This is a genomic window from Chryseobacterium sp. AG363, assembly GCF_003610675.1.
GTDB lineage: Bacteria > Bacteroidota > Bacteroidia > Flavobacteriales > Weeksellaceae > Chryseobacterium > Chryseobacterium cucumeris.
In genome coordinates this window covers 104,053-117,020 of the sequence record NZ_RAQF01000002.1, presented here as the reverse complement: position 1 = coordinate 117,020, position 12,968 = coordinate 104,053, and the positions used below count along the sequence as shown (strand labels likewise).

The window sequence follows — 12,968 nt, the reverse complement described above, 5'->3', positions numbered from 1 at the left end:
TTCCAAAACTGGAAGCATTAATTTACTTAATTTTCATTCTTTCTTTAAATTCTGGATTTAATGTACCTTTCAGATCTTCCCATGAAACCGGAATTGTAATATCTCCGGCAGCAAAAGCAGCAATTTCATAAGGACTGTAGTGAAAATACAGGTTTTTATCATCAAAATAAAAGTTGTCTGATGCCGGAATTTTATCCACTAAAAGCATTTCTGAGTTCTTCACTTCTCCGTCACCATCCATTGTACCACTATTCATTTTATCAATATTTTTCATCAGAATGGCTTCAATTTTATTTTTAGGCATTGAAGTAATGTCTTTCAGTTCTAATTTTTTGTTGTTTTTAAGATCAAAAACCCTTTCGGAAAATCCGTAGTTATCATGTGCTCCTCCTTCATACCCGCTTCCCAGATACTGAATATGCATATAACCGTTAGAATTAGAAATAAGATTCATATGCGAGCTTGAATACCAGTTTTGAGCATAAGTAACATCTGAAACCCAGTCTTTATTATCATTTTTTACAGAATTGAAATAATTAGTTTTTTCATTATCCAGATAAGCCTGAAGACCAGCTTTGGAAAAATCTTTAATCTTTTCATTCTGGAAATAGATGCTGTCTAACAGTTTTTTATCTTTTAAAGTTGGAAAAACCAAAAGCTTTGAAGTAAAGCTCACTTTTAAAGAATCCGTAATTTTTGTAGAGTCATTGACTTTCACAGAGTCTACTACAAATTCTTCAGTGGCTTTGTTTTCTATTTTTTCTGCTGATCCTGCTTTTTCATTTTTTTTACAGGCAGTAACAGCTAAGAAAGAAGATAATGCTATAACAGCAATCGTATTTTTCATAATTCTATTTTTGGGGTATTAATACAAAAACCATTCAAAAGATGAATGGTTTTTGAAAAAAAAATATTTTTTTATTTAAATCCTGTTAACTATTACTTTTTTACAAGACTGATTACCTGATTTTCAAATTTAGAAGCAACGCCCCAGATTTGTTTGAATGCAGGGTAATATTCTTTCGGGTAGTCTGAACTCCCAATTTTGGTAGTTGTAGTCACCTCCAGTATATTTCCTTTTTGTTCTACAGAATAAGTATATGCTATTTCTTTATCTTCTGTAACGATCCTTTTTTCTTTAGGCATTTCCTCTATCTTGTATCCTTCAGGAATTTCAAGAATGACCTTTTTTGTTCTGGTTATGGGTGATCCAAAATCAATTGGATATTTTCTTACTTCGGTTTGATCAAATTCATTAGAGTTTTTACTTAAAAACAGCATCGGATTAATAATCATTTTCTTCCCTACTCTGTCAATAAGGTTGGACGAAGAGAATTTCATCGTGCTTTCAAAGTCGCCATTTTCCAACACTTTCGAATTGATATCCGTGAAATCCATTGAGAAGTTTTCTTTATACTGCTTCTTGTATTTTTCTGCGTTATCATCGTAGTTGTCTTTAGCATACATTGCGTATGCACCTGTATCTTTATCCGAATAGGTACCGGAAATACTACCGTCATCATTGATTTTGGCATTCGCTGTAAGATAAGTATTGCTTGATTTTACATTGGACATCTGAATCTGCAAAGCTTTATCTTTAGTCACAAGGATTCCATATTGATTCCAGTTTTTTAGAGGTATTTCATCCAATGAAGATTGTTTGGAGGTAGCATCATAAATATGCAGCTGCTTATCTATATCAATTGCTGCCAAAACAAAGTTCATATTGGAAATATTAGGGGACACCATATTGATCAATCCGTTCTCTACCGTAGAAATAATCAACGGATCAGCTTTAAGACCTGCTTCGCGAAGCATCATAACAAGGAAAAGATTAATTTCTGCGGCGTTGCCGGTTTTAGTTTCCAAAAGTTTTTTGATACCGTCTTCTGTATAAACCCCTTTATCCTTATTCCATGTAAAGGTTTTCTGAACGTATGAAAATATTGCATTGGCTTTTTCAAGATCTGTTTTCATTTCCGAAACTCCTGCCGGAATATTTTCTCTTGCCAGTTTTGTTCTTTTTATTTCACCTCCAAAATCATCACTATCATACAGTCTCTTTGCAATCTGATCCCATGAAGATGAATACAATTTAAGCTCGCCGAAATTAGTAGAATTTAGCTCAGCACTGATTTTTGTTCTGAAATTTCTATCATTTCTTACAAATTTTTCAGTTTTAAAACCAGTCAAATTCTCATAAGCAAATCTATAGGTTTTATATTGAGCACCATACAGATATCTTTCTTCCATTTCTCTATACTTAGGACTGATTCCTCCCGTATAGTTTACATTATAAGACATATTGATGGGTGTATCAAAAACATATTCTGTATTCAGTGAAGGAGTATCAGATTCTATCAATACCTCTGGAATCATAAAGCGGAACGGAGATATAATTTCATATTGATATTCTATGACAGATCCATTTTTCACACTTGGAAAAGCAAATTTTGTTAAAGTAACATATTTATTCTCTTTACTTTTATATTGAGAACTTTTTTCCACTTTTACGGGAACTGTAACTCCATTTTCAAGATTATAGGTAAAAGCTTTGAACTTTCCCAGTGATTCTCTGTTGGTTCCAACATTATAAATAGGAATCTCAAGATTCAACCAGTCTTCAGCTTTATCTTTATTATAAATCTTCACTCTGTAAAAATATCTTTTGTGGAGATTTCCCGTATTGGAATCCACCATAAAATAAGCAGATTTGTATAAAATTTCGGCAGGAGCATTTTCATCTAATAAAGATTTTGCTTTCGACAGATCTGCCTCATTAAATTTGGGAGGGTTCAGAAATTCATATTTCTTCTGAGCACTGATCAATATGGTATTGGCAGAGCAAAAAAGCAATACTATAATTTTTTTCATGGTTGTATTTTTGTTATTAAAATTTTCGAATTATCCATATTCAGAATCTTTTTTCTGAAACTTATATAATCGTTGTATTTTTCTTTTGGATATAATCCTTTATTGATCTGTACTTTTCTGACCACCTTTACCTGTCCTTCACTTTTAACAAAACTTAGTTTGTAAGATCCAAATTCAGAAGTGATGCTTGAATTATCAGGAGTTTCATCCACCTTATACCCCAAAGGAAGTACATAAGCAATTTCATATTCGTCCTCATAAGACATACCGACTTCAAAAGGAAGCTCGCGGGTTTCATCAGTTTTAAAGACAGCATCATTAAAAATAGGCACAGATCTGAACAGAAGGCTGTTTCCAGCTTTTTTGGAGAAATTATTGGTCTTAAAATCAAGGTCGTAGGTAATAACAGCATTATCTCTGTCATTGTTAAAATTTTTCATTTCAACCTTTTCAAAATTTAAAACATTAAACCTCTCTTTTACCGCATCATTTTTTTCAGTGGGATTAAGACTGGCAAACCTCAGATTATAATCATATTGATTTCCCGTATAGGAAAAATTTCCAGTCCCGATAATACTGTTGTCCTCATTAAGGTTAACTCGCAATATTTGTTTTTCTTTATTTTGTTCAGCTTTATAAACCGGTGTATTGATAAGTTCTATTCCCTTCGGAGTTACAGCAAGCACATTCCTGTCTGTGGTATTATAGCTTAAATGATTAAAGGCTATTTGTTGAGAAGTATTTTCAAGCCAGATATTTCCTTTTTCAGTCGGGATCATCAGAATAGCGTGATTTCCTCCCATAGAAGGAAATTCGGGATCAAAAGAAACCTGTGAGGAACTGGAATTGATCACACAGTATTTAGATGGAATTCCTGCTTCATTCAATAGAATTCTCATATAATTCGTTAATGCTTTACAATCTCCATATCCTTTTTTGTGGACTTCATCCGGCTGCATAGGAAGCCAGCCCCCAATTCCTAATCCTACAGCGATATATCGGGTTTTGTTCTGCATGTACTGATAAATTTTCTTTACTTTATCTTCTACAGATCCCTGTAATTGTAAGGATGTTACTTCAGCTTTAATAGCCGGAGTAGATACCGAAACTGGTTCTATCAGATCTTTATAATACCAGGTTCCAAAATCCGTCCAGTTATTTAAAGTCCCTTGTTTTCCTGCCAGGTTAAATTTTGTTAAAGCAAAATTTACTGAAGGTAAGATTTTAACAGGCTCCGGAATCATAAAAGCATCATCAATGGCAGGTACATTTTTATAGGAATAGGTCTTATCATTTTCACTTCCGCTTTCTACAACAGACGCATAGTTATACTTTGAAGGGTATATCTTGGTACGCAGTTCAATTCCTGATGTATTAATGATTTTGAACTGAGCCTCTTCCAAAGACATTTTAATAGAGTGAAACGGTACAAAATCCTGAATAAAGATCGTATTCTTATCTTCGCTTTCATAAGAAAAATCAACAGTATAAGGATACTGAACTGATGTGTAAGAAAATACCAGAATTCTGTTATCAGAATAGAAAACTCCCTGAGGATTATTAGCAAAATCTTTAAAATCCGACTTTGAAAAGCTCTTAACCTTTTTTCCTGCTTCATCATAAATCGTAACTTTTATATTAGAAATACTTTTTGCTTTATCATAAGGTATATACGCTACAGCTCGTTCATCACCATCTTTATTTAAAACTGTAGTCACAGTATTATATTGGTATTTTATTTCATCAACTTTGTTGATCTGAACCGTTGTAAATTTTTTTCGTATAACAACGTTAGCATTTTTCTTTAAATTCTCAGGAATGGCAGAGGCAGGATAGCTCTGTGCGAAATACAATGAGGCGGTAGATAAAGCCCCCAAGACTAATATTTTCATCATAGTTATTAAGATGATACAAAAATAATAAAATCTTAATAACTGTTAAAAAAAATATAAAAGGCTTCAACATGTGAAGCCTTAACCTATTACTTAAAAAAGTACTATATTAAATGTACCTATAAGAAAATGAACACATTATCAACTTTTCATCATTAATTTTGAAAAGTTAAAAACAGAATATTTATACTCATTCTATATTGGGAGAAGGGTGTACCTATTCTGTGGCATGAAGGGATAAACTTCATATTATCTTCATTTCAAATTTAAAATAAATTACAATTCATGCAATTTAAATAATGTAGAATTAATAATAGGAAGAAGTACAATAAATTCTACAGCTTAAAATTATTTATAAAAAAAGACCTCAAAAATGAAGTCTTTTAATTTTTTTGTTTCTTTTTTAATCATTCGGGACCAGTTTACTATCAAACTGATCACTTCCGAGTCCCAATACAGGAATAAAAATAAATCCGAAAAGGAGAATGAGAATCGTGTAAAGAGGAGTTTCTTTGGCAAAGCCTTTGGCTAGCCTGTCATATACAACCCAGCATGCATAAATGTTTACCAGTGGAATAAAGAAAAGAATGATCCACCAAATTGGTTTTTTCACAATTTCCAGCAATACGATGGTGTTATAAATAGGAATAAAGGCAGCCCAGGCATCTTGTCTTCCTGCTTTCTGGAAAATTTTGTACATGCAATATCCGTAGAAAATATAGCAAAGTAAGCCGAAGAACATCGTTCCGATCCCCAATCCTGCAGCTACTGCTCCAGAAGCCGCATCTGCCCCGTTGTAAGGGTCTGTTTGTAAAAGAGTTAACATATTATTGTTTTTTTGGTTTATCCAAATATAAAAAAAGCTTCTAAATAATTAGAAGCTTTTTTTGTTATATTTTTAAAAACGTTTATGCATCAATTTTGGCATATTTCGCATTTTTCTCGATAAACTCTCTTCTTGGTGGAACCTCATCCCCCATCAGCATAGAGAAAATACTGTCTGCTTCCACTGCATTATCAATGGTTACCTGTTTCAGAATTCTATGTTCAGGATTAAGGGTAGTTTCCCAAAGTTGTTCAGGGTTCATCTCTCCAAGACCTTTGTAACGTTGTACTTCTACTCCTTTACCATCCGGAGCCATGTCTAGAGTAAACTCTTCACGTTCTTTTTCGTTATATGCGTATACTTTTTTGTTCCCTTTCTTTAATAGGTATAAAGGAGGTTGAGCAATATAGATATATCCATTCTCAATAAGTTCCTTCATATATCTGAAGAAGAAAGTAAGGATCAATGTAGAAATGTGAGATCCGTCAATATCGGCATCGGTCATGATAACGATCTTGTGGTATCTCAGCTTAGCCATATTCAATGCTTTGCTGTCTTCTTCTGTTCCTACAGAAACTCCAAGAGCTGTATAGATATTTCTGATCTCTTCATTATCATATACTTTATGAAGCATAGATTTCTCTACGTTCAGAATTTTACCTCTTAAAGGAAGGATAGCCTGGAAGTGTCTGTCTCTTCCCTGCTTAGCCGTACCCCCTGCGGAATCTCCCTCTACAAGGAAGATTTCAGATTCTGCCGGGTCTTTAGAAGAGCAATCAGATAATTTACCTGGAAGACCAGAACCTCCCATGGGAGATTTTCTCTGAACCATTTCACGGGCTTTCTTCGCTGCCTGTCTTGCTTTTGCTGCCAAAACAACTTTCTGAACGATCAGTTTTGCCTCAGAAGGGTTTTCTTCAAGGAAATTGGTAAGCATTTCCCCAACAATTTTATCAACAGCTCCGGAAACTTCAGAGTTTCCTAGTTTTGTTTTAGTCTGTCCTTCAAACTGAGGCTCCATTACTTTTACAGAAATCACAGCTGTTAATCCCTCACGGAAGTCATCACCTGTAACTTCTACTTTCTCTTTCTGCGGAATACCCAGATCATCAGCATATTTCTTAAGCGTTCTTGTTAAAGCACGTCTGAAACCTGCTAAGTGAGTTCCTCCTTCATGAGTATTGATATTGTTTACATAAGAGTGAAGATTTTCGTTGAAAGATGTATTGTAACGCATTGCTACTTCTACAGGAATATCATCTCTTTCTCCTTCCATGAAGATTACATGTTCCATGATAGACTCACGGTTACCATCAATGTAAGCAACGAATTCTTTTAACCCACCTTCTGAATGGAAAACTTCCGAACGGAAAGATCCGTCTTCTAATTTCTCTCTTTCATCAGTTAATGTAATGGTAATTCCTTTGTTAAGGTAAGAAAGTTCTCTTAAACGGCTTGCTAATGTATCGTAATTGTAAATTAACTCTGTAAATATACTATCATCCGGCTGGAAAAACTGCTTGGTTCCTCTTTTTTCGCTGTGACCAATCTCCTCAACACCTGTCTGGGCTTTTCCTCTTGAATAGATCTGCTGGTAAACATTTCCATCTCTGTAAACAGTAGTGATCATCTCATTGGAAAGTGCATTCACACACGAAACCCCAACCCCGTGAAGACCTCCTGAAACCTTATAAGAGTCTTTGTCAAACTTACCTCCGGCTCCAATTTTCGTCATTACAACTTCAAGGGCAGATTTCTGTTCTTTTTCGTGGAAATCAACCGGGATACCTCTACCGTTATCACTTACCTCAATTCCGTTTCCTTCCTTGATGCTAACGAAGATCGTGTCGCAGTACCCTGCCAATGCCTCGTCAATAGAGTTATCTACTACTTCATAAACCAAGTGGTGAAGTCCTCTGACTCCTACATCACCAATGTACATTGAAGGACGCATACGTACGTGCTCCATTCCTTCCAATGCCTGAATACTACTAGCTGTATATTGTTTTTGACTCATATTAAAAATTAAAAATCCTGCTGTATGCAAAGACTCACAAATATCGTGATTTTTTTCGAGGTATGAAAGTTAAAAAGTGTCAAAAAAATGTAGAGTTTTCTTATTAAAAACATAAGAAAAAGGAAGTCAATAAAAGATTCAAAATTAAAAGGTATTGCTGAAATTGCAACTGTTGTAAATCATATTCAACATCAATAATTTATGCTTAAATTTATTAACTGAAAAGTTGAAATTATGGATGATTTTATAGCAGCACGCGCTCAGATGGCTCTCTCTCTGGGCTTTCATATCATATTCTCTTGTGTGGGTATGGTGATGCCTTTTTTGATGGCTTTTGCCCATTGGAAATACCTAAAGACCAATAATGAAGTATATAAAGGACTGACAAAAGCATGGAGCAAAGGGGTAGCTATCCTTTTTGCTACCGGAGCAGTTTCAGGAACCATGCTTTCCTTTGAACTTGGACTTCTATGGCCTGGATTTATGAAACATGCAGGTCCGATTTTCGGGATGCCGTTTTCTCTGGAAGGAACAGCCTTTTTCATTGAGGCTATTGCTATCGGTTTCTTTTTATATGGATGGGAAAGATTCAATAAATGGTTTCACTGGTTCTGCGGATTTCTTGTAGGAGTAAGCGGGCTGGCTTCCGGAATTCTGGTGGTAGCAGCCAACTCATGGATGAATTCTCCCACGGGTTTTGATTATATTAACGGACAGTATCTTAATATAGATCCTATCAAAGCAATGTTCAATGATGCGTGGTTTCCGCAGGCTCTTCACATGACGGTTGCGGCATTTTGTGCAACAGGATTTGCCGTAGCTGGAGTACATGCCTTTATGATTATGCGAAAAAGAAATGTTGAATTTCATACCAAAGCTTTTAGAATTGCCGTAGGATTTGCTTTGATTGGGGCATTCGGAGCACCTCTAAGCGGTGATGTTGCTGCAAAGTCGGTGGCAGAAAGACAACCTATCAAACTGGCAGCTATGGAAGCTCATTTTGAAACGGAAAAAGGGGCTTCATTTGTGATTGGAGGAATTCCTGATGAGGAAAAAGAAGAAGTGAAATATGCAGTGAAAATTCCGAAAGTTTTAAGTTTTCTGGTGAGCAATGACTTCAATTCTGAAGTAAAAGGTCTTAAGGATTTCCCTAGAGATGAATGGCCTCCGATTGCTGTGGTTCATTATGCTTTTCAAATCATGATTTTCTTCGGAGTGATCATGATTGTTATTGGAGCTATTTATTTATATGCTTTCTTCTTCAAAAAAGAATGGCTGAATAAACACTGGCTATTGAAAACATTTTTAATAGCAACACCTTTTGGATATATTGCGTTGGAAGCCGGATGGACAGTAACGGAAGTAGGAAGACAGCCCTGGATTATTTATGGAATTATGAGAACAGTTGACGCTGTAACTCCTATGCCGGGAATACAGTATTCATTCTATTTTTTCACGGCTATTTTCGTATCATTATCATTGATCCTTGTTTTCCTTTTAAAGAGACAGATTCAAATGGTACCGAAGCTTTACGATCCTACCGATGCTCAGTTTAACGATAAAAACAAAAAATCATGATTTACATTGTAATAGGTTTTCTCTGGCTATCCATCTGTCTTTATATTATTCTGGGCGGAGCTGACTTTGGAGCAGGTATTGTAGAAATGTTCACTAATAAAAAAGCCCGTCATAAAACCCATGAGATTATGTATGAATCTATTGCTCCTGTTTGGGAAGCCAATCACATGTGGCTGATTATTGCCATCGTTATCCTTTTTGTTGGTTTTCCGGAGATTTATACCACTATGTCTACTTATCTTCACATTCCTTTAGTGTTAATGCTTTTGGGAATTATTGCAAGAGGAACAGCCTTTACTTTCAGACATTATGATGCTGTAAAGGATAACTGGCAGGTTTTATATACCCAGATTTTCTATTATGCGAGTCTTTTAACTCCTTTCTTTTTGGGATTAATTGCTGCTGCTACGGTTTCACATTCTATCAATCCTGATGCTGTAGGTTTTCTGGATTTGTATGTATTCAGCTGGCTGAACTGGTTTGGGGTTTCTGTGGGCTTATTTACGGTAGCCCTTTGTGCTTATCTTGCTTCTATATTTTCATTAAGAGAAACACGTGATAAGGCCGATCTTTTGTTAATGATCAGAAAATCCAAGCAGACCATGATCTTTGTTGTGGTTACAGGAATATTGGTATTCGTAACTGCTTATATTTCAGACATTCCCCTTTTGATGTGGGTATTTTCTAAACCTTTGGGTATTATGGCGATTGCTTTTGCTACGATTGCTTTATTGCTTATTTTAAGAGCGATGAACCGTCAGAAGCTGCTTCCCGTACGTGCTTTGGCAGGATTCCAGATGGTGATGATTTTAGTAGCGGCAACGTATCAGCATAATCCGGATATTATTTTATTAGGAAACGGACAGCATCTTTCATTACTGGAACATATGGCTCCTGAAAAAACTATCGCTGCATTGGGATGGGCATTGATGCTGGGATCACTATTTATTCTTCCTTTCTTATTTTATCTGATGGCTTCTTTCAGTAAGTTAAGAAAATAAATATATGCAGACTTATAAAGACAAAACAGAACTCATTGAAGAGCTAAAGAAAAGATATCTGCTCTATGATCAGGAATTTAATGATATAAAAGAAGAGGAAAAAGATCTTCGGCAGCCGGGAGTTGATAAAACTCCATCACAAAATATTTCCTATCAATTGGGTTGGACTCACCTCCTTTTACAATGGGAATCTGATGAAAGCAAAGGAATTGAAGTAAAAACTCCCACTCCTCAATACAAATGGAATAACCTGGGAGGATTGTACCAGTCTTTTTATAATCAATATGGTTCTCATACTTTACAAGAACAAAGAGAACTGCTTCGAAATAAAGTAGATGAAATTATCAACTGGATAGAAAACCTTAGTGATGACACACTATTTATTCCCGGACAGAGAAAATGGGCAACGACTCCCGCCCAGTGGCCAGTCTGGAAATGGATTCATATCAATACCGTGGCTCCGTTTAAAAACTTCAGGGCACAACTCCGGAAATGGAAAAAAGAAAAAGGTACAGCATAGCACTGTACCTTTTTTATTTTTCATACATTAATATATGAATAACTATTTGTAATATATCGTAATCAATTTTACTTGATTATTTATTCATCATCTTCAATATCCCATTCTCTATTGATAGTCCAATTTTCACCTGTAGTATGTTTGTAATAAAACTTTTTTAAAGCAGTTTCAAATTGAACCATAATAAATACTACATCACTATTAGAAGGCAAAGTATCTATATCAATTATTTCTAAAAACTCATCGGTAGTTTCATTGATTAACAAGTCTTTAACTCTAGCTAGAACTTTATTTATAGTGTTTCCTTTAAAAACATTTAGTTTTTCATCTGGCTTTTTCTTAGATAATTCCTTAATCTCTCTAAGTAATGAATCAAATAAAGGATTTAACAATGAATATTCATCAATTTGATGTTGAGTTGGTTTCATAATAATTATTTTATTTTTTTGGGTTCAGTCGTTTTAATATTCCCCACTATTCCGTTTTTTTGTACCCAATACCAATTATAAACAGACTTATTTCCATCAAATGTTTTTATAGAAGTGATGTTGTCTACTCTCATTTTTTCAAAGCAGTTCAAATATTGAGCTAAAATCATTACTGCATCACTATTTGTTGGTATATTATTCTCATCAAAAATTTCAAAATCATTAAAAGGTTTATATCTAACTCCTAATACAGAATTTGAATCATTTAATATGTGATTAATAAATTTTAATTTAAATAAACTTAATGCTTCTGTTTGAGATTTCTTTGACAAAATACTTATTTCTTCATACATTCCTTCTAATTGGATTTGTACTTTTTCAAACGAATCGATTTCTTTTTCTGTCATTTTTTATATTTTTAAGATGGTAATTTTTGAGTAAACTCCACATACTTTTTATTAATTACATCAATAGGATTTCTTTGTTTACTCTGATATAATTGACACATTAATTTCAAATCTTCATCATCTAAAATCAAGATACATTTTCTTTGTCCTGCCCATAGACTTATAGTATTATCAATAACTTTTTTAGGTGGTTTATTTCTTGTGAAAATTATCCCAAAATTTCCAAAGCTATTTGTTAGATATCGATTTAACTGATTAATATGATCATTCTCCAATTCCTTTACATTTTTTAGCTCAAAGATTATTTGCTTACAATTATAATCATTATATAAGTCATTTAATATTGGATAAGAACGATTATTATAAAAAATTAAATCTCGAATATGAACTCCATTATCTGTTCTACTTTGTTCTTTGGCAAAATCTAAATGAGGATATAATACAGAAGCAAGTATCTGACAAAGGTTTTCTTCATATTTTTTATCAGCATTGTCTGTTTTTCCACTAGGAAGTTTTATAATTGTATTCAACTTCTTTTTTGTGGAAAGAACAGGGATTTGTTTAAATAATGGATCGTTTTTCAAACTTTCTGCATTTCTTTCTTTTATCTTAACATAAGTCTGAACTATATCATAATTATGCCTATTAAAATTTAATATTTGCACTCTCAATAAAGGTTCACCAAACTGTTTGTTCACTTCTTTAGAAAAATAATTTTCAAAGTATTCTTCATAATTAATATATGGAATATATCTTAGCCATCTTTTAGGAGTAAAAATTATGGGTTGTCCAGTTTTAGGATTTTGTGGCAAAAAAGTTTCCTCTTCTTTAATCTTCCCTGATTTATAATCAAATATATTTACCCTTGACTTTTCTATTGGGATATTATATTTTTGACATTGATCTATGGTATAATCTATCAACCAAGATTTCATTAAGTTACAAGAAATATCGCTTATTCTATCTTTAGATATATTTTCTACGAACAATTGTATTTCTTCAAAATGGGTAAATCCTGATTTATTAACTTGTGGTATATTTTTAAATAGCTCTAAAATAGTTGTTGCTTCTTTAGTACTAATTTTCTTACCCTTCTTGGTTTTTGAATTTCCTAATCCTACTTCTTCACATTCTGAAGTAAAAATTAAGGTATTAATTGAATCGATAGCATTCCCTTTTATGTAATCATATCCAAGAAAATTAAATGAATTTACAAGTGCTGTATGTAAAGAATTATCCTGAAAAGAAGGGTTTTTCCAAAGTAGAAAAGGATCTAAATATAAAGGAATATCCTCATCTAAGAAAGGAATTGCAAAATCTACCTCTTCCTGAGTAAAAGATATGCTATGAAAATCATTTATTCTTGGTCTAACTATAATCAAAGGTTATTTTTTTATTTTTTCAGTTCAAAAATCTCACCATTTA

General features: G+C 33.7%; 11 protein-coding genes. 3 read left to right on the top strand and 8 right to left on the bottom strand.

The features are described from left to right. Positions 1-22: 22 nt before the first annotated feature. From DEU39_RS00545 to gyrB, 5 genes are all read right to left on the bottom strand, one after another. A complete protein-coding gene (locus DEU39_RS00545; protein ID WP_120230531.1) occupies positions 23-847 on the bottom strand; it encodes an RsiV family protein in 825 nt (274 codons plus the stop codon). A 92-nt stretch (positions 848-939) separates the two neighbouring features. Then, entirely contained in the window at positions 940-2,874 is a 1,935-nt protein-coding gene (locus DEU39_RS00540; protein ID WP_062670917.1) for a transglutaminase-like domain-containing protein, read from the bottom strand. Then, on the bottom strand, positions 2,871-4,769 hold the full coding sequence (locus DEU39_RS00535; RefSeq protein WP_120230530.1) for a DUF3857 domain-containing protein: 1,899 nt from the start codon (positions 4,767-4,769) through the stop codon (positions 2,871-2,873). Before DEU39_RS00535 ends, DEU39_RS00540 begins: the two co-directional genes overlap by 4 nt. A 400-nt stretch (positions 4,770-5,169) precedes the next feature. Then, entirely contained in the window at positions 5,170-5,592 is a 423-nt protein-coding gene (locus DEU39_RS00530; RefSeq protein WP_034695994.1) for a DUF5684 domain-containing protein, read from the bottom strand. Positions 5,593-5,674: 82 nt separating this feature from the next. Further along, complete coding sequence (gene gyrB / locus DEU39_RS00525) at positions 5,675-7,609, bottom strand: DNA topoisomerase (ATP-hydrolyzing) subunit B (protein WP_062670921.1); 1,935 nt, start codon at positions 7,607-7,609, stop codon at positions 5,675-5,677. A 234-nt stretch (positions 7,610-7,843) separates the two neighbouring features. Between gyrB and DEU39_RS00520 the strand changes: the two genes are divergently transcribed. From DEU39_RS00520 to DEU39_RS00510, 3 genes are read left to right on the top strand one after another with little or no spacing between them, the layout of a single operon-like run. Continuing rightward, positions 7,844-9,187, top strand: coding sequence for a cytochrome ubiquinol oxidase subunit I (locus DEU39_RS00520; RefSeq protein ID WP_062670923.1), 1,344 nt, complete (start codon positions 7,844-7,846; stop codon positions 9,185-9,187). Further along, positions 9,184-10,188 carry a cytochrome d ubiquinol oxidase subunit II gene (locus DEU39_RS00515; protein WP_062670926.1) on the top strand — a complete coding sequence of 335 codons (1,005 nt, stop codon included), beginning with the start codon at positions 9,184-9,186 and terminating at the stop codon, positions 10,186-10,188. The genes DEU39_RS00520 and DEU39_RS00515 overlap by 4 nt, the downstream gene beginning before the upstream one ends. Positions 10,189-10,192: 4 nt before the next feature. Further along, the gene (locus DEU39_RS00510; RefSeq protein ID WP_120230529.1) at positions 10,193-10,708 is read left to right on the top strand and encodes a ClbS/DfsB family four-helix bundle protein; all 516 of its coding nucleotides are present in this window, start codon (positions 10,193-10,195) and stop codon (positions 10,706-10,708) included. 80 nt (positions 10,709-10,788) lie between these two features. Here DEU39_RS00510 and DEU39_RS00505 read toward each other — a convergent pair whose 3' ends face one another. The 3 genes from DEU39_RS00505 to DEU39_RS00495 are packed head-to-tail and all read right to left on the bottom strand — an operon-like array spanning position 10,789 to position 12,925. Continuing rightward, positions 10,789-11,136 (bottom strand): hypothetical protein, encoded by a 348-nt coding sequence (locus tag DEU39_RS00505; protein ID WP_120230528.1) that lies wholly within the window; start codon positions 11,134-11,136, stop codon positions 10,789-10,791. A gap of 5 nt (positions 11,137-11,141) precedes the next feature. After that, entirely contained in the window at positions 11,142-11,543 is a 402-nt protein-coding gene (locus DEU39_RS00500; RefSeq protein ID WP_120230527.1) for a hypothetical protein, read from the bottom strand. A gap of 11 nt (positions 11,544-11,554) precedes the next feature. Next, the gene (locus tag DEU39_RS00495) at positions 11,555-12,925 is read right to left on the bottom strand and encodes a hypothetical protein (RefSeq protein WP_120230526.1); all 1,371 of its coding nucleotides are present in this window, start codon (positions 12,923-12,925) and stop codon (positions 11,555-11,557) included. Positions 12,926-12,968: the final 43 nt, after the last annotated feature.

Bases quoted from the DNA above. Each gene is read 5' to 3' on its own strand.
- gyrB (WP_062670921.1), bottom strand. From the start codon at position 7,609: ATGAGTCAAAAACAATATACAGCTAGTAGTATTCAGGCATTGGAAGGA.
- DEU39_RS00505 (WP_120230528.1), bottom strand. From the start codon at position 11,136: ATGAAACCAACTCAACATCAAATTGATGAATATTCATTGTTAAATCCT.
- DEU39_RS00535 (WP_120230530.1), bottom strand. From the start codon at position 4,769: ATGATGAAAATATTAGTCTTGGGGGCTTTATCTACCGCCTCATTGTAT.
- DEU39_RS00520 (WP_062670923.1), top strand. From the start codon at position 7,844: ATGGATGATTTTATAGCAGCACGCGCTCAGATGGCTCTCTCTCTGGGC.
- DEU39_RS00510 (WP_120230529.1), top strand. From the start codon at position 10,193: ATGCAGACTTATAAAGACAAAACAGAACTCATTGAAGAGCTAAAGAAA.
- DEU39_RS00515 (WP_062670926.1), top strand. From the start codon at position 9,184: ATGATTTACATTGTAATAGGTTTTCTCTGGCTATCCATCTGTCTTTAT.
- DEU39_RS00540 (WP_062670917.1), bottom strand. From the start codon at position 2,874: ATGAAAAAAATTATAGTATTGCTTTTTTGCTCTGCCAATACCATATTG.
- DEU39_RS00500 (WP_120230527.1), bottom strand. From the start codon at position 11,543: ATGACAGAAAAAGAAATCGATTCGTTTGAAAAAGTACAAATCCAATTA.
- DEU39_RS00545 (WP_120230531.1), bottom strand. From the start codon at position 847: ATGAAAAATACGATTGCTGTTATAGCATTATCTTCTTTCTTAGCTGTT.
- DEU39_RS00530 (WP_034695994.1), bottom strand. From the start codon at position 5,592: ATGTTAACTCTTTTACAAACAGACCCTTACAACGGGGCAGATGCGGCT.